This window comes from Spirosoma sp. 48-14 (assembly GCF_001898575.1).
Taxonomy (GTDB): Bacteria; Bacteroidota; Bacteroidia; order Cytophagales; family Spirosomataceae; genus Spirosoma.
Map to the genome: position 1 here is coordinate 519115 of NZ_MKUD01000063.1, position 22086 is coordinate 541200.

Genomic DNA, 22086 nt, shown 5'->3' on the forward strand with positions numbered 1-22086 from the left:
TATCCTGATCGTATGCGACCATTCGTAGCCCGAAAAACCAGTGTTTATACCCTGTTTGCGATAGTGGGTTTTCTCATTATGCCCATGAGTGCGTTTCAGCGCAAACACTACCCGACTGATGAACCGCCCATCCAACTCAAAAAAGACACGCATATTAGCCTGATCGGTAATAATCTGGGGTCCAGAATGATGAATTATGGACTGTTCGAGACCGAACTCCAGGTTCGTTATCCCGCTTACCGGCTGTTTATCCGCAACATGTGCGACGGTGGCGACACGCCCGGATTCCGGCCACACGCCAGCCGATTTTCGCCCTGGGCCTTTCCCGGTGCCGAAAAATTCCAGACCGAGCTGGCCAACAAATCCGAAAGTGAAGGTCATTTTGAAACCCCCGATCAATGGCTCACCCGTCTGAAAACCGATGTGATTGTCGCGTTTTTTGGCTACAACGAGTCGTTTCAGGGGCCAGAAGGGCTAGCCAATTACAAAGCCGAACTCGACGCGTTTGTCAAATGGACGCTGAGCCAGAAATACAACGGCGTAACGGCTCCCCAACTGGCCCTGGTTTCGCCCATTGCCTTCGAAGACTTATCGGCGACCTACGACCTGCCCAATGGCAAGAAGGAGAACGAAAACCTGAGGCTTTACACCCAGGGGATGAAAGAGGTGGCTCAACAGAACAAGGTGCTTTTCGTCGATGCCTTTACACCCTCGCTGGCCTGGTACGAAGCCACGCCCGAACCCCTCACCATCGACGGGTCGCAGTTGAACGAAGCAGGTTACAAAAAGCTGAGCCTCTTACTGGCCGATCAGCTTTTTGGGCAAACAGCCGCCCAGGCCGAAGCCAACCGGGCCTACGTTCAGGAAGCGGTCCTGGAAAAGAACTGGATGTGGCACAACGACTATAAAATTCCTAACGGCGTTCACGTGTATGGCCGTCGGTATAATCCGTTCGGGCCAGATAACTACCCCGCCGAAATTGAAAAGATTCGGCAAATGACGGCCATTCGGGATACGGCCGTCTGGCAGGCGGCTTCCGAAGGCAAACGGATGGATATTGCCGCAGCCGATGAGCGTACCCGACAGCTCCCAACGGTAAAAACCAACTTTAATCCCGAAAAAAACGGGAGCCTGACTTACCTGTACGGCCAGGATGCGTTGAGCAAACTAAACGTACCCGCTGGTTATAAGATCGAACTGTTTGCCTCAGAGCAGGAATTCCCCGATCTGGCCAAGCCCATGCAGATGTCGTTCGACAACAAAGGGCGGCTTTGGGTAGCCTGTATGCCCAGCTACCCCCACTACAAGCCGGGTGATCCCAAACCCAACGACAAAATCATTATTCTGGAAGATACCAATGGTGATGGCAAGGCCGACAAGCAAACCGTTTTTGCCGATAAGCTGCACCTGCCGTTGGGCTTCGAGATCGCCAAAGAAGGGGTCTACGTGTCGCAGGGGACTAATCTCAAACTATTTACCGACACCAATGGCGACGATAAGGCCGATAAGGTTGAAATCCTGCTGAGTGGGTACGATGACCACGACACCCACCACAACAGCCACGCCTTTACGGTCGATCCATCGGGGGCTATTTATTCGGGCGAAGGAGTGTTTTTGCACACCAATGTCGAAACCTCCTATGGCCCGGTTCGGGCAACCAACGGCGGCTTTTATCGCTATGCCCCCCAATTGCATAAACTCGAACGCACGGCTCAGCTTTCGATTCCCAACCCCTGGGGTATTGCCTTCGACGATTGGGGGCAGCCATTTTTCGCCGAAACATCCAGTCCCGATGTGCGGTGGATGATGCCGGGTTCGGTTCTGCCCCGCTACGGTGAGGCCACCGACAAATCGAAACAGTTGATCGAGGAAGCGCACCGGGTACGTCCTACATCGGGTCTGGAATTCGTTTCGAGCCGCCATTTTCCGGATGACATCCAGGGGGATTTCCTGATCAACAATACCATCGGTTTTCTGGGAACCAAAGAACACACGCTGGTCGATGACGGAACCGGCTACAAAAGCAAACACCGGATGGATCTGGTCGTGAGCGACGACCGGAACTTCCGCCCGGTGGATATGGAGTTTGCGCCCGACGGCTCACTGTATCTGATCGACTGGCACAACATCCTGATTGGTCATATGCAACACAACGCCCGCGACCCCCTGCGCGACCATTCGCACGGCCGGGTGTACCGCATCACCTATCCGTCACGCCCATTGGTCACACCAGCCAAAATTGATGGAGCTAGTGTAGAGGAACTATTGGAAAACCTCAAACTGCCGGAGTATCGCACCCGCTATCGCACCCGACGAGAACTGCGCGGACGGGATGCATCTGACGTACTGGCGAAACTGAAAACCTGGGTAGCAAAACTGGATAAGAACGATCCTCGCTACGAGCATCACCTGCTGGAAGGGCTGTGGGTAAGCTGGGGAATGGACAAAGTCGACCAGAACCTACTCCGCCAGGTACTGAAAGCGAAAGACTACCATGCCCGTGCAGCCGCTGTTCAGGTGGTACGGTATACGGGGCATCAGGTAGCCGATCAGGCAAACTTGCTGATGCAGGCGGCTAAAGATGAGAATAGCCGGGTTCGCCTGGCGGCTATCGTTGCGGCATCCTGGATTGGCAAGGAAAAAGGGTTGCCCATTCTGACCGAAGCCGCCAAAAAACCGTTGGACGACTGGATGACACCTGCTTATGAAACAGCGGTAGCTCACCTGAAAGGCGAAAATGTCAAAAAGAAAAAAGAGATCACCGTTACCTCCAGCCTGAAAGGACAGGAATTGGAGTTGTACACGCAGGGGCGACAGATTTTTGCCAAGGAAGGATACTGCATTACCTGCCACCAGGCTGATGGCAAGGGGCTGGCCGCTTCGGGCTTCCCTCCGCTCACCGGTACCAACTGGGTAACAGGTAGTGAAGATCGTCTGATCAAAATTGCGTTGAAAGGCTTGATGGGTCCCATCGAAGTTGCTGGTAAAAACTATCCCGGCCAAGTACCGATGACGCCCTTCGGAGGTTTACTAAACGATAAGGAAGTGGCAGCCGTGCTGACCTACGTCCGAAACTCGTTTGGCAACAAAGCCTCGGCAGTCCTGCCCGAAACGGTCAAAAAAGTGAGAGCCGCCACTCAGCCAAAAAAGGATTTTTATACCCCAGCACAATTACTGAAAGAGCATCCGCTGGAGAAATAAACAACGGATTCATTTCATTCTTTATCCTATGTCATTATCCGATTCTTCATCCGTTTCTTCGCCTAAAGCCTTATCGCCGGTTGGCTTCAACCTGCTGGTCTGGACGGCGGCCATCTCCGAACAAATGAACCCTATCGCCGATCGGCTAAAAACGATTGGCTACGATGGCGTCGAATGTTTTATCGATACGCAGGATGTGGCCGTGTATCAGAAGTTTGGTGATCATTTAAAGCAGACGGGTCTACAAAGTACCTGCGTAACGGTGGTTGGTCCCGATACCAATCCGGCCAGCGAATCGGCCAGTATACGGCAGCAGGCCGTGGAGCATTTGAAGGGGGTAGTCGACCGGGCCCATGCCATGGGAGCCTCGGTCATCTGTGGGCCGTTCCATTCGGCTTTCGCTACGTTTACCCGTCGTGAACCCCAGCCCGAAGAATACGACCGCAGTGCCGACGTGCTACACACCGTTGGCGATTATGCCCGGCAGGCTGGTATCGTGCTGACACCCGAAGCGCTCAACCGTTTCGAATGCTACCTCTGCAACACGATGGAACAACTGGCCGAGCTGGTCCGCCGGACCGATCATCCAAATGTGCGGGCCATGTTCGATACGCACCACGCCAATATGGAAGAAAAACGCTTCCCGGATGCGATTCGCACGATTGCTCCGTATCTGGCCCATGTCCATATCAGCGAAAACGACCGGGGTACGCCCGGTGATGGACATATTCCCTGGGACGATACCTTCCGAACATTGGCTGAGACCAACTACCAGGGCTGGATGACGATTGAAGCCTTTACGCGGAACGACATTGACTTTGCCAATTCGATCAACGTCTGGCGGGAATTCAGCAGCCCCTGGGATATTGCCGAAAACGGCCTGAAGTTCATCCGGTCGATGCAGACAAAATACGCCCGTTAACAGACGGTAGGTTTGTGAAATGCAGAGGTCATTTGAGTGAAAAGAGGGTGCTTTTGGTGAGGGCAGATTCTCAAATCTGCCCTAGCAAGGTTTCTCAAAACCGAGCCATACGAACCGTTCGGTTTTGAGAAACCGCACACGTCAGGTTTAAGAACCTGACGCCACTAACGCTAATAAACCTTACTAAATACAAAGACTATTTGAGGGCAAAGGCGATGTAATTTCCACCGATTTTCTGGCCTCTACCGCCCCCAGCGGCAATCACGATGTATTGTTTTCCGCTCACCTCGTAGCTGATGGGCGTTGCAAAACCACCCGCCGGAAGCTGGTATTCCCAAACTACCTTACCTGTTTTCCTGTCGAAAGCCCGGATTTTCTCGTCTCTCGTTCCAGCAATAAATACCAGACCACCTGCCGTAACCAATGGGCCACCATAGCTATCGGTTCCGGTGGTAGGAATGCCTTTCTTAGCCAGTTCGGGATACTCACCCAACGGAACCCGCCAGAGGTAATCGCCCGTGTTCAGGTCAATCGCGTTCAACGTGCCCCAGGGTGGTTTAATGCCCGGATAACCTTCTTTATCGGTAAAGCGCTGCCATACCTTGCTCACATAGGTAGGCACATACGGAAAGCCACTTTTGCTACCGGAAACGGGTGTAACAGCCGAAGCCTGCGCTACTTTAGCTGATCCGCTTTCGGTGTTCAGCAGAAAACTAACGAGTGCATCCCGATCTTTCTCCGACAGATGACCGAATGAGGGCATCCGACCGCTCCCCGTCTTAAGCAAGGTTTTAATTTCGTCGGCCGACCGCTTTTTCCCGATGTCGATGAGCGACGGTAATTCGGGGCCACTGCCACGTCGGTCCTGCCCGTGACAGGTGGCGCAGTTCGCGATGTACAAGGCATTACCCGCCGTAACAGGGGTAGTACGCTGCGCCAGATCGGCCCGTTTAGTCATGATCAGCTCCCAGGGGTCTTCATTAACGTTCTGAAAAAGAATTCCCGATGGGTCGATGGCGTTGCCGCCCCATTCGGCCCCACCACTGTAGCCGAACAGCAGCGTACCTTTTTCGGAGGGGGGTGCAAACTTGTTATCCGTCTTTAGGCGCAGATACCGCTCCTTTACATACGCATGAGCTTCGGGCGACAGGTCGGTAATATCCGCTTCGGTATACACCTGCCGGGTTAGTGGAAGTGGTTTACGAGGAAATTTCTGCGTCGGCCAGGGGTGCTCGCCAGGTAAGCCGTTGATAGGTACCTTTCGCTCATCGACCGGAAAGAGGGACGTCCCTTTATCCCGATCCAGCACGTACACTAGCCCGTCTTTGGTGGTCTGCACGACGGCATCTATGCGCCGGGATTTACCATCCGGGCCGGGGCGATTCAACGTAATCAGGTTGGGTGGGCAAGGGTGATCCCGGTCCCAAAGGTCGTGGTGAATGGTCTGATAATACCATTTCATCTTGCCCGTTTCGGCTTCCAGCGCCATAATGCAATTGGCAAACAGGTTCTGGCCTTTGCGGTCGCCCCCATAAAAATCGGATGCAGGTGAGCCCGTTCCGAAATACAAGACTCCCCTTTGTTCATCGAGTACCATGCCACTCCAGTTATTGACTCCTCCAATTTTCTGGTAAGCGTCTTTCGGCCAGGTATCATAACCGAACTCGCCCGGCTGTGGAATCGTGTGAAATACCCATTTCAGTTTGCCCGTGACCACATCAAACGCCCGAATATGGCCGGGAGCCGCATCGCCCGATTCAGATACACTCGATCCGATGATGAACGTATTACGATATACGATCCCCGGCGAAGTTGCATTGACGGACAGCTTGCTTACATCATGGTCCAGATTCGTTTGCAGCCCCTCGTGCAAATCGGCTTTGCCGTCTGTTCCAAAGCTGGCAATGGATTGACCCGTTTCGGCATTGACGGCATACAAACTTGACCCCACGGTGTACAGAATCCGCTTGTCTGATTCGCTTTGCCAATACACCACCCCGCGATTGGAATTGCGTCGATCATTGCGTGATGGTTCAAAGCGCCACAGTTGCTCACCCGTTCCAGCCTTCAGAGCAAAAAGGTTCAGATCGGGCGTAGTCCCGTACAGAACGCCATCCACCACAATGGGTTGACACTGAATGGCCCGATCAGGCCGACGGCCGTTGGCGTCCGGTTTTTCAGAAGCATCGTACATCCAGGCTACCGCTAAGTTTGCTACGTTTTGGGTATTGATCTGGTTCAGTGGCGAATAGCGATTTCCGGCTTTATTGCCCCCGTAGTTGGGCCAATCCTTACCCGTCGTTATCGGGCCTTCGCTCGTGACCATACCCGCTACAAGCATGCTACTTATCACCAGTCCTAAAACGGCTCCCTTGTGATCCAGACGAATCATAAAAATCAGTATAAAGAAGATGTAAGGCTACCGATCAGCCTCTACCTTCTAAAAGAAACAGTCGCCAATAATTTCATCAATCGTTACAGAAAAATTAGTACAATACGAATAACTAACCGTGGCGGTATTATCGAATCATAACGATTCGCCATAACGAAGCACCCAAACAAATTGAGGTTCATTTTGTCGAAAATGACATCGACCCAACGGGTTTAGGAGAGCCCCTTTCCCGCCTGTGTTTGGTGCTGTAGCCAACGCCTTGTATAAGACTACGGGCAAACGACACTACAATCAACCCTTTAGGCCCGATGTAGAGAAGCGTATCTAACATGGCTTCACGCAACGTTTTATTCGAGCAGCAAGTAATGAAGAAGTACTTGCTGCTCTTTTTATTTTCTAATAGGGTTGAACAAACTGATCGTTCAAATTTTGGGCATCAATAGCTTTTTCAAGCGCAATCTGCTCATTTTCGTGAGGCAGTTCGATTCGGGGGTTTGCGTATTCTTATCTATGCGTCACGCCCTTCTGGGGCTCTTTGTCCGGGACATGATCGTGAGGATTGTGGTCGTCACCACCGCTCCGATCAGCACTTGCTGAAGCAGGTTTTTTCGATTGTATTTCCAGTCGGCCAGCATTCCCTTCTCGGCAAAAATGTTGGGAACAATCCCTTGTCTGACATCATCGATAATCCCTTCTACCACGTTGACCCGGTCGGCAAGCAGCAACGGGAGCCAATGCCCATATTCCGATTCGCTGAATCGAAAGGCAAACCGGCGAATCTGGCCGCTCAGTCCAGATGGAGGTACTGACGTACCAAAAACGGCGCTGACGTTTGGGCGTTCGATCGAGCGAAGCACCTCCGTGTCGATGGGCTGTTGTGTTGGCCGCTGCCAGGAGTAGCCCCGTTGTTCGGCATCGGTGCGATTCTTGATAGGATAGGTCGGGTCATTTTTCGGATCGGCATCGATGCCCCAGCCCCGAATATGCGTGTACTTTTCTGCTAATGTCTGGATGGTTTCCATAGTCTTGTGTGTTAGCTTCGAGCTGAAGGTGGAATAAGGACGGGTTTAATGCAGTTATCGAGTTTGTTGGCAAAGATGTTATAGGCATCGGCGACGTCTTCCAGCGGTACCCGGTGGGTAATCAGGGCTTTAGGGGCCAAAATACCATTTTGAACATGGTCGATCAGCCGTGGCAGGAGCCGTTTTACCGAAGCCTGATTGGCCCGAATGGTTAGTCCTTTATTGACTACATTTCCGATCGGAACCAGATTATCCGTGGGGCCATATACACCCACAACCGAAACGATACCGCCTTTTTTGACCGAGTTGATAGCCCAGTGAAGAGCTGTGGCCGAACCGGCCTGAATCAACAATTTTCGCCCGGTAATGGTCTGTAGCGCACTTCCGGCAGCTTCAGCCCCAACGGCGTCAATGCATACATCGGCCCCCAGCCAGTCCGTCATTTTTTTGATAAACACCACCGGGTCGTCCATCTCTTTAAAGTTGTAGGCTTCGCAGGGAGCATAGTTTCGGACAAACTCCAGCCGGTAATCGACCTGATCGATCACAATGACGCGTCCCGCCCCAAACAGCCACGAACAGCGTGCTGCCATAATGCCTACCGGCCCAGCCCCAAATACCACAACGGTATCGCCGGGCTGAATACCGCCCATCTCGGCTGCCTGGTAGCCTGTTGGCACTACATCCGTCAGCAGCACAGCATCATCGGGGTCCATGCCAGAAGGAATAACCGTAGGGCCAAAATTAGCGTAGGGCACCCGAACAAATTCGGCCTGGCCCCCATCGAAACCACCGGCCGTGTGCGAATACCCAAAGATGCCCCCTACCGCCGTAGCTTCGGTGTTGGATTCGTGGCAGTTACCATACAAACCCTGCTGACAAAAGGAGCATTTGCCACAGGCAATATTGAAGGGTACCAGCACCTGATCGCCTATTTTGAGTTTGTGTACTTCAGGGCCTACTTCCTCGACAATGCCGATAAATTCATGCCCGAACGTCGATCCAACGCGTGTATCAGGCACATTACCATTATACAAATGCAAATCTGACCCACAAATGCAGGAACGGGTCACCCGCACGATGGCATCTTCCGGGTGTTTGATTTCGGGATACGGTTTTGAGTCAATACGGACCCGTCGAGGGCCCCGGTAATTCATGGCTAGCATACGTATGTTCTGATGACTAAGATTAATTGATCGGGACTGTCTATAACCAACTCATTTGCTGGGCGGAATGCCCAGACGAGATAAAACGAGTAAGGGAATGGGGCGTGTCCATTTCGGAAACGGACACTTAAAAGCTCACCGGCCGTTCGCTCACTCTGCCTTTTATTTTAAAGCCACTGGCTGTTCAAAGAGCGTTGGTAAGACAATGCCAATGCCGTTTATCGATTGATAAAAAGGCTGGCTCGGACACTCCTTTTGCTCATGATGTGAGCCGGAGACAAGCTAATAAACCCTCTATTTTTATGTTTTATCACGACAAGAAACTCCAGTACACCGTCAAAGTCGACAAACCGGATCCTCAGTTCGCCCGCGCCCTTCAACAAGCCATCGGCGGTATTGAAGGTGAAATCCGGGTTTGCCTTCAGTATCTGTTTCAGGCCTGGAATTCGCGAGGACCTGTTCGCTATCGGGATATGTTGCTGAATCCCGGCACCGAAGAGATCGCGCACATCGAAATGCTGGCAACCGCCGTTTGTCTGAACTTGCAAGGCGCTTCCAGCAGTGTGATCGATACAATTGTTGGCAACGACCCACTAATGGAAAAACTCATCGGCGGAGGAGACCCTCGGCACTTCCTGTCGGGTGGCATGGGCGCGTTGGCATCTGATGCTAATGGCGTTCCGTTCAACGGTTCCTGGGTAGTCAGCTCCGGTAATATAGCCTCCGATATGTTTGCCAATGTAATGGCCGAAGCAACCGGGCGCACGCTGGCCACACGGCTCTATGAAATGACAGACGATGCGGGTATGAAAGACATGCTCTCTTTTCTGATTGCCCGCGATACCATGCACCAACAGCAATGGCTGGCCGTTCTGGAAGAGTTAGGGCATGGCGATATCCGGGGTGTATTGCCCATCCCGAACAGTTTTCCACAAAGCCAGGAACATCAGGAGTTCAGCTATGCTTTTGTAGATACTAACATTGACCCCGACTCCCAATCGGCCGGCCAGAACCGACGCTGGACACAAGGCTCATCGCTGGATGGCAAGAGTGAATTCCGGGAAATCAAAGCGCAGCCCGTGGGCTATGAGCCTATGTTAGCTCCTCCTCTGCCGGAAGGCCATGCGCAAACAGAACAGATTGAACAGGCTGGTCAGAAAAGCTAATTTCCAGAAACAGGCTGAGCGCATAGGTTATCAACAAGACAGGCCTATGCACTCAGCCTGACCCAACACGCGGCATAACTCTTCGCCTGATTAATCTTCCAGTATATTACCAAAGATGGTGTTTTTCAACAGCAAAGCTCCTAACAGGAAGCTGATTCCCCAATACAAATACACACGATAAAAATCCTGAATGTCTTCATAGACCCTGACTTGTACTGGTGCTTTTTCAAGACGGTTGATCTGAGAAAATATGCGTTGCAGACTCCGGGCATCAGTAGCCCGGTAAAAACTACCGCTCCCAATAGCAGCAATCGTTTTCAGAATACCCTCATCAACCGTACCGGCTTTCACGGACGAAGCACGCCCAACCGCAATGGTGTAAAGGCGCATTGAAAATGCCCTGGCTAGTTTGGCAGCCGTAACAGGATCAAGATTTCCGGCTGTGTTATCACCATCGCTCAGGAGTATAATTAGTTTGCTGCGTTCCGGGCCGGTCTGTTCAATGTCGATCTGAGATGTGTCTGCCTGTGTAGTACCCGGGTCTCGCATACGATTGATACACCGAGCCAACGCATCGCCAATTGCCGTACCCGACGTTCGAATCATGCGTGTGTTAAGGTCATTTAAGTACTGTTTTAATAAGGCATAGTCGGTTGTAAGTGGGCACAAGGAGAACGCTTCACCCGCGAAAATCACCAGACCGATTCGATCATTTTTGCGACTATTGACAAATGCCTGAGCCACCCGACGGGCAGCAGCTAGCCGATTGGGTGGCAAATCGCTCTCATTCATCGACTCTGATACATCGATAGCCAGCATAATGTCGATTCCTTCCGACTGCTCATCGCGTTGCTGGCGTACGATCTGCGGGCGAGCCAAGGCTACCAGAAGCATAGCCACCCCCACAAACACACTAATTGGCAACAGATAACGTAGCAGGCTTAACCATCGATCGACTAAATTGTCAGTGCCTATACGCCTTTGCCGAATCTGTCCGAGCGATATATTTAGCTGCTGTCGGGCATTTCGACTTAGATAATACCGCAAAAAAAATAACACCAGAATCCCCGGAATCAGCGAAAGAGCCAGTGGGTGCGCAAAATGATATTGCTGCCATTGCACCGAACGAAACCAATAAACAGAATACCAGGGCTCCATGCAATCAGACTATTGATGAGGGTTCGGTTGTTTTTTCATCGGTAGATGCCTCCACGCTTCCACTAACCTGCAAACGAGTACGGGCACGCCGGTAGGTCTGTGTAGCTATTTCGCCCAACAGGCGCAAAGCAGGCTGCGATTGGGGCGAAAACGAACCACCATAGATCATTCGGTCGGCCTCTCGCAACGCATCCGTTACCCGGTTATCAGCCATTTGCTCGGCTAGTTCAGGAGTAGTCATAGATGTATAAGGCAACGAATCCAGTCGTTCTAAATAGACCTTCCAAAGAACGATTGCCTGATTAGCCGTTTCAGAAGCGGTGTATGAATTTATGTTTCGGCAGAAACGGTTGTATTCACTCAGAAAACGGAGGTGTTGCCGATTGAGCTGATATAGCTTCCACTGCCGAGTGATCGTCCGTCCAAAAAGTGCGTATATCAGTAGGGCGGCTAAGCTCACCAGTGAAAATCCGGTTATCAATGCCAGGTAATTGAATTGCTGTTGCAGTGTTGCCAGATCCGTTTCGGTTGCCAGTTTTGGCGGTTGTGACTGAACAGAATCCGACTTGGCAAGGGGTAACTTTGACCGAAGGAATACCGAATCGACCCCGGACCATAGCTGGGTGCAGTCGGCGTCGCCAATCACCCGAATCGGCACCTGTAATCGTTGAATCGTATCTGTTTCAAACGAGATCAGGGTGTATACGGCACTATCGCGGCTGACGGCTGCAACACCGGCGCCTGTAGTCTGAGTGGGGAAAACGACCACCTTTTGCACCTGATAAGGCGAAAAGTGACGCGCCGTATCGGGGAACAATACATCGTTTATGGCTGGATGGCGATAGGTAAGCGAGTACTGAAATGGCCGACCAATTTCGACACTATCAGCTAAAAAATAGCCTTGTAATGGAGGCTGTCGCACTGATCGGTTCTGGGCCAGTGATACACCTGGCACCCAAAACCCCAACAGCAACACTGACAAAACGATAGCGCGAAGCGTATAAATCATTTACTTTCTCACCCTGAATAACTCAACGAGTTTTGGTACAAAATCTTCCTGCGAATCAAGAGCCAGGTAATTGGCATTGTATTGCTTGCAAAGCCGCTCAAGCCGCACCTGGTTCTGCTGAAATGTATTATGGAGGCTATTCCGAAAAGCAGCCGACGAGGTATTCACCCAAACGGTTCGCCCGGTTTCGGTATCATGAACGGGAATAATCCCCAGGCGGGGCAATTTAACCTCTCGTTGATCATACAAGTGAATAACGACCAAATCATGCTTTTTCGCCAGTGCTTTCAGATTATGCTCATATTGCTGGTCAATAAAATCAGACAGCAGAATCACCACGCTCCTACGTTTTAGCGCATTAAGCGTAAACAACAGCGCATCCGCAATACTGGTCCGGCCCGACTCCGGTTTCAGCTTATACAAGCTCATAATCAACTGATAGCCCGTTTTGAGGCCGTTGGATGGCCTGATGTATTTCTCTTTCTGATCCGAAAAACAATACATACCTACATGGCTGGCTTCCCGAATCGCCGACAAAGCCAGTACCCCACACACTTCTTTGGTAGCCGCCAGTTTATCCCGGTAGCTTGGCCCAACGTGTTGTGAGGCACTCACATCGACTACAAAAAAGACAGTCTGGTCTTTTTCTTCCCGAAATACTTTTACGAACGTACCATGCCCTTTCGAAGATACGTTCCAGTCGATAGCCCGCACATCATCACCGTACTGATACGTCCGTAAGTCGGTAAATTCCAGCCCCGTACCTTTAAATACCGACCGAAAACTTCCGCGCATCTGCGAATTGACCGCCTTTCGGATGCGGATGTCGAAATTTCGGAGCCGTGCCAGGAATTCGTCCATAGAGAGCAGACGTTATGCTTTTTTAACAATCAATCCCGAACTTTGCCTTGCAAGATCAGCTTACAAAGCTATTAGTTTTCGGTTTACCGTATTCGGTTTATGGGAGCACAGACGAATAACAATGTGTGTATCAGCTTTCGTAAACTAGATACCTAACCCTCAATCAAACCGTACTCTATGTTTCGGAACCATTTTCAATCCCGCTGGTGGAGCCTACTGGTAAGCGGCTGGCTAATGGCTGCCTGTACAGCTCCTGAAGATGAGCGACCTGACAAACTGGTTCCAACCGATCAGATGGCCGATATTCTGACAGAGGTTCATCTGGCCGAAGCACGAGTCAGTCGCATGGCCTTGACGTCAATCGACTCATCAAATATTGTCTACAAGCGACTAGAGAACCAGATCATCAAAAAATACCAGCTCGATACGGCAGTCTATCGGAAAAGCTACATCTTTTATTCATCTCATCCGCGAGAGATGGAAACGATCTATCAACAGGTTACGAAAAATCTGCAAAACATAATCAGTGGGAAGACACCCAAGAAAACATGATCGCTGACGAATCAGGGGGTGAATGAACTGATCGTCATAGCAAAAACCCCATACGTTGCCGATATGATAGGAGACCAAAACCCTGATTAACAATTTTTAATGATTAATTTGTACAAAAAGCACGGGTTTTATTGTTGTACAAATAATCCCTCTCTAAACGTAACAAAGAAGCTGTGAAAGAACGACTGGTCGTCATCCCTACGTATAATGAAATCGAGAATATCGAAGCGATTATCCGGAAAGTATTCAGCCTGCCGGAGCCGTTCGATATTCTTATAGTCGACGATGGTTCGCCAGATGGTACTGCCCAGTGCGTTCGCGATTTACAGCACGACTTTCCCAGCACCGGGCCTTCGCACCGACTCCATCTACTCGAACGACGTGGAAAGTTAGGATTGGGCACAGCCTACATCGATGGCTTCAAATGGGCTTTATCGCGTGGCTATCGGTATCTGTTTGAAATGGACGCCGACTTTTCCCACAATCCTGATGATCTGGTTCGGTTATACCGCGCCTGCGCCAACGAAGGTCCCGACCGGGCCGATGTAGCCGTCGGGTCACGCTACATCCGGGGGGTAAACGTCGTGAACTGGCCGATGGGCCGGGTATTGATGTCGTATTTCGCAGGCGTCTATGTTCGGTTTATCACAGGGATGTCGGTGATGGACCCAACGGCCGGTTTTGTCTGCTATCGGGCTGAGGTGCTGGAGGTTATCCTACATAACCCGATCAAATTTGTTGGATACGCGTTTCAGATCGAAATGAAGTTTACCTGTTGGAAATATGGCTTCCGAATCCAGGAAGTCCCCATTATTTTCACCGACCGCACAAAGGGGGAATCGAAGATGTCCTCGAAAATCTTTAAGGAAGCGGTTTTTGGCGTACTCCAAATGAAGGTCAGCAGTTTTTTCCGGCATTATATCCCCCGCCGGGAATCGGCAGCCAAACTCGAAGAGTCGGTTGATGCACTTTAGTATACGCTCATCATAAACTATCTGGATTAACCAGGTTACCGAACTAATCTTTATCTTTGGTAATACGTCATAAACTCTCATGAAAACGGAGTCGATAGTGGCGTAATTTGCTCAACGTAACTCCCTCCCCTCGCCACAAGTGATTGGGTAAAGGGGCAGTTCAGCCGCTGCCCTGGTCTGTCGATGAGCCGTTTTTGTCCTGGTTAGGCCATCCGTTTTCCTGATGAAACAAGGATTACTTTTAGTAGCATTTACGATTCATTGGCTTGCTCTGTACGGGCAACGCACCGTTGGCTCCGAGTGGATTAAACCCTCGCAGAAATACCTGAAGTTTACGACCAACCAGACTGGCATCTACCGCATTACGTACGATGATCTCAAATCGGCAGATGCTTCTTTTCTTCAAACCAATCCTACCAACTGGCAACTCTTTTTTCGAGGAAAAGAACTAGCGGTTCGCATCGTTGGCCAGCAGGATGGTGCGTTCGACCCACAGGATTATCTGGAATTTTATGGAGAAGGCAATGATGGCAGTCAGGATTCGCTATTATATCGGCCCCAAAAGCGACTGCACCCTTATCAGACATTATTTTCTGATAAAACAGCCTATTTCCTGACCAATAGTTCGGGGCAAACCGGCAAACGGGTACCCGAGCAGAACCTAGCCTCTCAGGGGCTGACTGCCGAAAAATTCCACATTGAAGAAACTGTTCAGGCCTATACCAGCGAGTATACCTTCAACAACTTAAAGGGAATCGAGCCCGTTCTCCAGCAGAGTTATTTCGAGCCGGGCGAAGGCTGGTCAGGACCCTTGCTAACCACTGATTCGATCGGTGTTGTAACCATGACGTTACTGAATCGGGTTAGTACCGTTTCCTGGCCAATCGTACTGGAAGGCATGGTCAATGGCCGTGATAACACAAATCATACTATTACGGTCGATGCCGGAACTATTGCCCAGATTCCCCCACTTTCGGTTGCTGGCTTTAGTGCTCAAACCTTCCAAAGCGCTATCAATCCATCAGGTCTTCAGAATGAACAGGTTACGGTTCGATTTAAATCGCAAAAGATCGATAATACCAACAATTTTTCGATTACCTACGTAAAAGTATCATACCCCCAGGCTACGGATATGGCGGGGCAATCGAACAAAGTGTTTCATTTACCTCCGAACACCCAATCCAGTTCGCTGCTCGCCATTAAAAACGCCCCGGCAGGGGCTGTTGCGTACGACATCACCGATAAAGCCAACTGCCAGTTTCTGGTTTTGCAAACAGCGCCGGGTCAGGCGCAGGCCGTTGTAACAGGCATGAGTCAGAAGCGGGATATTTATGTATCGAGCCAATTTCTTAAACCCCTATCGATACAGACGACCCGTTTTACGTCGAACTTCCCGCCATCGGCAACCTACCTTATCATTACGCATTCATCGCTGAAACAGTCGGCCAGCACCTATGCGGCTTACCGGGCATCTGATGCGGGGGGCAGGCACATTCCTTTTATTGTAGACGTGGACTCGCTTTATGACCAGTTTAATTATGGCGAACGGAGTCCTCTGGCTCTTCGGCGTTTTGCCGATTATATGCTGGCCAACACAGCGGTAAAAAATATGCTGCTGATTGGTAAGGCCTGTAGCTACCCGTACTACGTTAAAACAGCCCCCGACGACCTGGTCCCAACGATTGGCTATCCGGGTTCCGATATTTTGTTGACAGCAGGTTTAGGCGGCTATCCAGTTAATACACCTGCCCTCCCTACGGGTCGGCTGAATGTAACGAAGAACGAGCATGTACTGGCCTATCTGGAAAAAATAAAGCAAGTTGAAAACCCAGCTCAGAACGGACTTTGGCGTAAACATCTCATTCATGTCAGTGGCGGCAAAACGAAAGAGGAGGCCCAACGGCTCAGTAGCGCCCTGGCCACTATTGGAAATATGGTGACCAATGGGCTTTTAGGAGGGCAGATTTCAACGTTCAGTAAAACGACTACAGCCGAGGTCGAGTCGATTAATATTTCACCTTTAGTCAATGATGGTGTTAGCCTGATCACCTTTTTTGGCCACGCTGGTCCTAATGTGACAGACATGAATTTTGGGTATGCCTCCTCACCAGACAATGGCCTTCGTAATTCATTTTACCCTTTCATGATTTTTAACGGCTGCGGTGTCGGCGAGATATTCTCCCGTTTCAATGCTTTGTCGACCGACTGGTTACTAGCCCCTTCGAAAGGCGCGGCCGTCGTACTGGCACATTCCTACTGGAGCTATGAAGGCACTACTGCTTACTACCTCAACAACCTGTACACTTCGCTTTTTACAGATGCCAATACGTTAGGGATGCCTTTCGGGAAAGTGCAGCAACAGTTAAATACGGCTATTCAGAAGGGGGCTTACGGCCCTTATGATGAATCCATGATGCTGGAAATGATCTTACAGGGCGATCCGGTTGTATCCTTATACCCACTTCCTAATCCTGATTTTTCCATTGATGCAAAAGGCCTCTATATTCAGTCGTCGGTAGTTGGCAGCCCGATCAAAAGCAGCGATTCCATTCAGGTCGTTATTCCCCTGGCCAATCTGGGTAGATTCGTGGCCGGACAGTCGGTTGCTGTATCGCTAAAGAAAACGACCAATACCGGAACCACAACCGATGCATTCCGTTTCAATGCCTTTCGCTATCAGGATACGCTAACGTATACAATCGCTAAAGACCCAACTCTGCAAAAGGTTGAGGTAACCATCGATCCAGCAAACCAGATTACCGAATTATCGAAAACCAATAATACGGCTGCGCTCACCATCGACTGGTCGCAGGCAGAAAGTGGTACGAGTTATCCCATAAAGGCCTTACCAGATCGAATAAACCCGGAGATCAATGTATTTATTGATGGAGCCATTCGCGAAAATCGTTCCGTTGTCGGTTTAAGTCCACGGGTCGATATTTTTATTCAGGACGAGAATCCTCTTTCGCGCCAGGATACCAGCGCAGTCGATGTTTATTTACGAAGCTGCGAGACCTGTGCTCCCCAGAAGCTGCCCGCTCAGCTCTTATCGGTGTCGGCTGTTTCAGCTAACCAACTTCAGGTCTCAACATATTTATCGCTCAAAGCAGGCAGTACCTATCAGCTTATCGTTTTTGGAAAAGATGCCGCCGGAAACCGAATTTCCTCACCCTATCGACTGGATCTCGTGACACTGTCGAACGAGGAAACAATTACGGTAAACACCTACCCAAATCCTGCTACCAGTTACGTCAAATTCGAGTTAAATCTGAACGTCAACGATTTGCCAACTGAATCGAGGCTCATCATCTATAACCAGGCGGGTATTCAAGTATTTAATAGCACCTTGCCTGTATCGACGGGTAAGAATCTGTTGCTTTGGCAGGGCGTATCGCCGGGCCTTTACCCGTACTCACTCCGTCTAACCTGGAAAGACGGACGTACCGATGAGCGGGCCGGGAAGGTGATCTGGCAACCTTGATCTAGTTTAATCGGTTGCTGGCAATCAATGACCATTTCTGTCGGCTACCTGCCGAAATAATCCCTTTGCCAATACAATCTGGTGTAGACTGGCAATAAGCCAACGATGTATTTTCGCGGTATACCAGCCCAACATTCTGTGCATATACCCGGCTGTATTTCTGTTGATTGATCAGGGTTGAATCATTCGTACCCAGTACCGACACCGTATGATCGAACGTCTGACTGCCAACTTTAAAGGGGCGTCCGGCATCCTGGTAATGCAATACCGTATCCGGGTTGGCATTATACGTATTCAGGTTCCAGCTTGTCGACGCTGCAACGGGAAACAGCAGTTGTAGCTTAGGCACATTACCATCCTGACTAATTACTTCTGAAAGGTTTTTATAAACCGTCCGAATAGCGTTGATTTGCCAATCTGATTGGGTAGGCAGTTTGATGGATTCCTCTACCTGATAAACAACCTGCCCATTCTGTGTATAGGAATTACTGATTTTCTGCTGAAGCTGATAGGTACGTGTAGTTGGCGCACCAGTGAGCGTATACGTTTCCTGGGTTACCTGATAAATCCAGTAATCACCTGTCTGAATCGGGAAATAAGTTGAATCATCGGGCGTAGGAGATGTATTGGTCGATTGGCACCCAACGCCAAGGCTAATCATTGTCAGCAGAGTAACTTGATAGAGGCTACTTTTTAAACGCATTTGGCGGCTTAACTATAAAATGGTCGGATCGCTCAGGCAGGCGGCTCCCCCGTCAATCTGATAAACTTGTACACGATGACTACCCGAAAGCGAAGATACAAAAAGGGTTACGTTATTACGTTTTCACGACTAAACCATGAGCGGCATTGCAGGAATAATTCGATTTGATGGGCAACCGATTCATCCTACGGATCGATCAAATCTGATTCGGTTACTACAACATCGGGGCAAAGCAACGAGCCACGTTGTATCTCAGGGGGAACTTTTTACGTTTGGAAGCCAGCCCGAAACGAATAGCCAAGCTTCGCTATACAGTGTTTCTGATGCCGACCTATTTGCCGATGATATACCAGAAAACCCATTCTCTTCCGGTTTTTTACAGAAAGGTACAGTCTTATTTAACGAATTGAATGCCGATTTCGCCACCGCGCTCTGGGACGAACGGAACCAACAACTGATCTGCGCCCGCGACCCACTAGGTGTTAAGCCACTTTACTATACGCATCAGCCCGGCCGTTTCTTCGCGTTTGCCTCAGAAATTAAAGCCTTGTTGGCGTTGCAGGAGGTATACGTAAAGCCCAATCGACGGAAATTTAAAGAGTACCTGACCTGGAGTACCGTTTATGTACCTTACACCAACGAAACGTTCTACGAAGCCATTTTCAGCGCTCTACCAGGACATTATTTATCCGTAAGTTCACAGACTGTCCAGATTCACCCGTACTGGCAGCCTGCGCTGCGTCGATTTGAAGGGCTATCCGGTCCCGAAGCGTATGCATCTTTATTTCAGGAGCACTTTACAACGGCTATCAGGCACCGGATTCAGGGTAAAAAAATAGTAGGTTCTCACCTTAGTGGCGGGCTGGACTCTTCGTCTGTCAGTTGCGTGGCCCAATCACTTTTACGATCGCAGCACCGTTCAGATCTACATACGTTTTCTATCGACACCAATCAACCGTCGGCTAGTGAGCAGGAGTATGTAAAGGCTGTAGTTGACCAGTGGCATCCGAAGCATACCACGGTTCGCCCCTTAGCCAACATCCTGGATTCAGTTCTGACAATAAATAAGCTCTTTGATCAGCCAGAACACTTCATAATTCCTTCCAGCTTTCATTTGAGTGTTTCGACAGATGCACAACAACTTGGTTGCGACATACTGCTAACCGGGCATGATGGCGACAGCACCGCTCCTAACGGGTTTGATTTTCTGGATGAATTACTGCAGGCAAACGATTGGGTAGCTTTACAGGAAGCATGCCAGCAATTAGTAGCAGTCCAGGGGAACAATCTGGGCTATTTGAGCACTGACTGGCCGAAGCTAAGGGAGCAGGTAAAGTATGAGAAATTTGTTCTGTCTGTGATCAGCCCTGAGCTAAAAAAACGCTTCAGGAGCCAATCTGTGATTTCATTTCTAAATACACTCGTCAAGCAGAAACGTTTTTTTGGTCTTTCTTCATCAACTATTCTATCGCATTTACTAAAACGTATCCAGAGCCGACTCAGCCATCAACCGTTAATTAGCGATGCATTAAGTCATGATTTTAAAAACCAACTGGACAATCGTCCAGCAATGTCCACCAAAAATCTGGTAGCCCAATTAAGCACTGAACACAAGGCACCCTTTGCACAAATACTTCACACAACCAACGTAATCTGCAATGAGCAAATGAATCATATCGGTGCTTATTACGGCCACACGTACTCGTTTCCTTTCTTCGACAAGTCAATTATCGAATTAGGATTGGCAACGCCTTTAGCTGTGCATTTTAACCAGGGGCGTGGGCGAGGGCTAATTCGTAACGGATTGCGTACAATCTTACCAGAAGCTATTTTGTCGCGTTTTACGAAGGCAAATTTTGTAGAATACGGCACAGTATCAGCTCAGGCATTATATAAATCGACCCAGGAACGATTTACCTTGCCCAGCCACCCCATCTGGGAAGTTATTGACAAGACAATTTTCGAAAAGATCGTAGCTATTGTGTTTAGTTCAAGCTATCCAGCCAATAGGAAAACGCGCTACAACTGGCAACTAAGCCGAATTATTTATTTAACACTTTGGCTCGATTCACTGGATTCTACATTCTGATTAGTCGTTGCATTCTTTCCCTTGCTTACTCTATCTGATTTAGCGGGCAAAAATCGAAGCAACGATTGAACCGCGCGGATAAACACGGTCATAAAACCTAGTTCTTTTGGTATATAAATATAGCTTCCCCCAACATTGAAAAGACTGGGTTGAAAAACACGACTCGTTAGAAATGTTCTATACACTTTGGCCTTACCAGACAAATTAGTCTGTGTCTTTGCCAAAAACTTCAGCTGACGTACAATGGCATCGCTGAATTCGTAAGACTTTTTGTTAGTCCAGTTTTCAGCATATTCCTCAGCTACCCGTCTGGTTATTAGTTGATCTACCAGCGGCTTAATAGAATCAGGCAAACGGAAAGACCAGATTTCCTGACACCAGTATAAACCTGCCAGAAATACACCTTCAAACCCATAACGTCTTAACTCAGCCATAAGCCAGTCCCAGTTAATATCGTATCGAGCCAGTAAAAAATATAAATCATTTATATAATATATCCGCTGCCAGATGTTGGTAACTCCATGATGAGTCACCAGCAGAACGATCTGCTTTTCAATATGGAATTCAGGTTGGGAGCGCATGTATGGTAGGTCAAATACTACGTAATGCTTATTAAATCCCAGCATTTGCCAGTGTAAATCAATATCAAAAAAACTATCTCCAAAGAATGGCTTAAACAAACTAACCTCGAACAAATCCGTTAATAAAGCTTTGTCTTTTTGCTGGCAATAAATGGTATGTTTTCTATTTAATTGATAACCGTGCTGTTGCAAAAGTTCTATTGTTCGGAATACATCTTCTTTATTGATTAAGAGATCAATATCACCTGTACTACGAAGGCTAGATTCGGGGTAAAAATTTTCAGCTAGATATACCCCTTTTAACGCTAAATGGTCAATACCGTTTTCGGCTAACAACTTAGCGACCGAATGATAGTGATGACGTTTTAATAAATGATCAGTTGCCGCTTCCCGACAATCGTTTTGCAATCTTGCCAGGAAACCTGTTGAACCAATCGAACTTTTCTGCAAAGCTTGGTATAGAAAAGGCTTCAGGCGATGACGATCTGCTAACTGATACAGTAGCTCCCAGTCAATTGAATGCTCCTCTAAGAAACGGCCCAACTTATCTTTTTTCTCCGCATTTATGTACAGTTTACACGTCATCAGCAAAACTGTAATTTCTGGAGATTGATACATTTGCATTTACTGTACTTTTATCTTTTTCTAGTTCAACACAGCGATGCTAAACGGAATTTTATTAGTCAATACGACCATGACGAATCGAATGTAAAGGCAATTTGCATAAATGAAAAATAGCTTGATGAGATCACAGGATCATCACCAAGCTATTTTATAGACAGGAAGCTATCGCCCTATCCAGAGAAGGT

Annotated in this window: 15 protein-coding genes and 1 pseudogene; 8 read left to right on the top strand and 8 right to left on the bottom strand. The window is 49.2% G+C overall.

Annotation, left to right across the window (positions count from 1 at the left end; all coding sequences use genetic code 11):
• Positions 1–12: 12 nt before the first annotated feature.
• A complete protein-coding gene (locus BGO59_RS29135) occupies positions 13–3201 on the top strand; it encodes a PVC-type heme-binding CxxCH protein (protein WP_293689840.1) in 3189 nt (1062 codons plus the stop codon).
• A gap of 28 nt (positions 3202–3229) precedes the next feature.
• Positions 3230–4123, top strand: a complete 894-nt coding sequence (locus BGO59_RS29140) for a sugar phosphate isomerase/epimerase (RefSeq protein ID WP_293689843.1) — start codon at positions 3230–3232, stop codon at positions 4121–4123.
• Between the two features lie 196 nt (positions 4124–4319).
• Here BGO59_RS29140 and BGO59_RS29145 read toward each other — a convergent pair whose 3' ends face one another.
• Positions 4320–6515: a PQQ-binding-like beta-propeller repeat protein gene (locus tag BGO59_RS29145; protein WP_293689846.1), complete on the bottom strand. Its 2196-nt coding sequence runs from the start codon at positions 6513–6515 to the stop codon at positions 4320–4322.
• A 128-nt stretch (positions 6516–6643) separates the two neighbouring features.
• On the opposite strand from BGO59_RS29145, the pseudogene BGO59_RS29150 reads away from it, so the two are divergent.
• Positions 6644–6843 (top strand): annotated as a pseudogene (locus BGO59_RS29150) (hypothetical protein); the annotation flags it as partial.
• Between the two features lie 187 nt (positions 6844–7030).
• Here the strand turns inward: BGO59_RS29150 and BGO59_RS29155 are convergent.
• A complete protein-coding gene (locus tag BGO59_RS29155; RefSeq protein ID WP_293689849.1) occupies positions 7031–7537 on the bottom strand; it encodes a hypothetical protein in 507 nt (168 codons plus the stop codon).
• 11 nt (positions 7538–7548) lie between these two features.
• A complete protein-coding gene (locus BGO59_RS29160; RefSeq protein WP_293689852.1) occupies positions 7549–8703 on the bottom strand; it encodes a zinc-dependent alcohol dehydrogenase in 1155 nt (384 codons plus the stop codon).
• 302 nt (positions 8704–9005) lie between these two features.
• Between BGO59_RS29160 and BGO59_RS29165 the strand changes: the two genes are divergently transcribed.
• Positions 9006–9869, top strand: coding sequence for a manganese catalase family protein (locus BGO59_RS29165; RefSeq protein WP_293689854.1), 864 nt, complete (start codon positions 9006–9008; stop codon positions 9867–9869).
• A gap of 90 nt (positions 9870–9959) precedes the next feature.
• On the opposite strand, the gene BGO59_RS29170 is transcribed toward BGO59_RS29165, so the two are convergent.
• Genes BGO59_RS29170 through BGO59_RS29180 form a run of 3 tightly spaced genes read right to left on the bottom strand, consistent with a single transcriptional unit; the run spans position 9960 to position 12897 of the window.
• Positions 9960–11027, bottom strand: a complete 1068-nt coding sequence (locus BGO59_RS29170; RefSeq protein WP_293689856.1) for a VWA domain-containing protein — start codon at positions 11025–11027, stop codon at positions 9960–9962.
• A gap of 4 nt (positions 11028–11031) precedes the next feature.
• The gene (locus tag BGO59_RS29175) at positions 11032–12036 is read right to left on the bottom strand and encodes a hypothetical protein (protein ID WP_293689859.1); all 1005 of its coding nucleotides are present in this window, start codon (positions 12034–12036) and stop codon (positions 11032–11034) included.
• The gene (locus BGO59_RS29180; protein WP_293689861.1) at positions 12037–12897 is read right to left on the bottom strand and encodes a DUF58 domain-containing protein; all 861 of its coding nucleotides are present in this window, start codon (positions 12895–12897) and stop codon (positions 12037–12039) included. It lies immediately after the preceding gene.
• Positions 12898–13074: 177 nt separating this feature from the next.
• Here BGO59_RS29180 and BGO59_RS29185 point away from each other — a divergent pair, with 177 nt between their 5' ends.
• The 3 genes from BGO59_RS29185 (at position 13075) to BGO59_RS29195 (ending at position 17904) form a co-directional block, all read left to right on the top strand.
• A complete protein-coding gene (locus BGO59_RS29185; protein WP_293689864.1) occupies positions 13075–13449 on the top strand; it encodes a DUF4296 domain-containing protein in 375 nt (124 codons plus the stop codon).
• Positions 13450–13622: 173 nt separating this feature from the next.
• On the top strand, positions 13623–14423 hold the full coding sequence (locus tag BGO59_RS29190) for a polyprenol monophosphomannose synthase (RefSeq protein ID WP_293689867.1): 801 nt from the start codon (positions 13623–13625) through the stop codon (positions 14421–14423).
• 223 nt (positions 14424–14646) lie between these two features.
• Positions 14647–17904, top strand: coding sequence for a C25 family cysteine peptidase (locus BGO59_RS29195; protein ID WP_293689870.1), 3258 nt, complete (start codon positions 14647–14649; stop codon positions 17902–17904).
• A gap of 1 nt (position 17905) precedes the next feature.
• Here BGO59_RS29195 and BGO59_RS29200 read toward each other — a convergent pair whose 3' ends face one another.
• Entirely contained in the window at positions 17906–18565 is a 660-nt protein-coding gene (locus BGO59_RS29200) for a hypothetical protein (RefSeq protein ID WP_293689873.1), read from the bottom strand.
• 178 nt (positions 18566–18743) lie between these two features.
• On the opposite strand from BGO59_RS29200, the gene BGO59_RS29205 reads away from it, so the two are divergent.
• Positions 18744–20696, top strand: coding sequence for an asparagine synthetase B (locus BGO59_RS29205; protein WP_293689876.1), 1953 nt, complete (start codon positions 18744–18746; stop codon positions 20694–20696).
• On the opposite strand, the gene BGO59_RS29210 is transcribed toward BGO59_RS29205, so the two are convergent.
• Positions 20654–21901 (bottom strand): nucleotidyltransferase family protein, encoded by a 1248-nt coding sequence (locus BGO59_RS29210; RefSeq protein ID WP_293689879.1) that lies wholly within the window; start codon positions 21899–21901, stop codon positions 20654–20656. The genes BGO59_RS29205 and BGO59_RS29210 overlap by 43 nt on opposite strands.
• Positions 21902–22086: the final 185 nt, after the last annotated feature.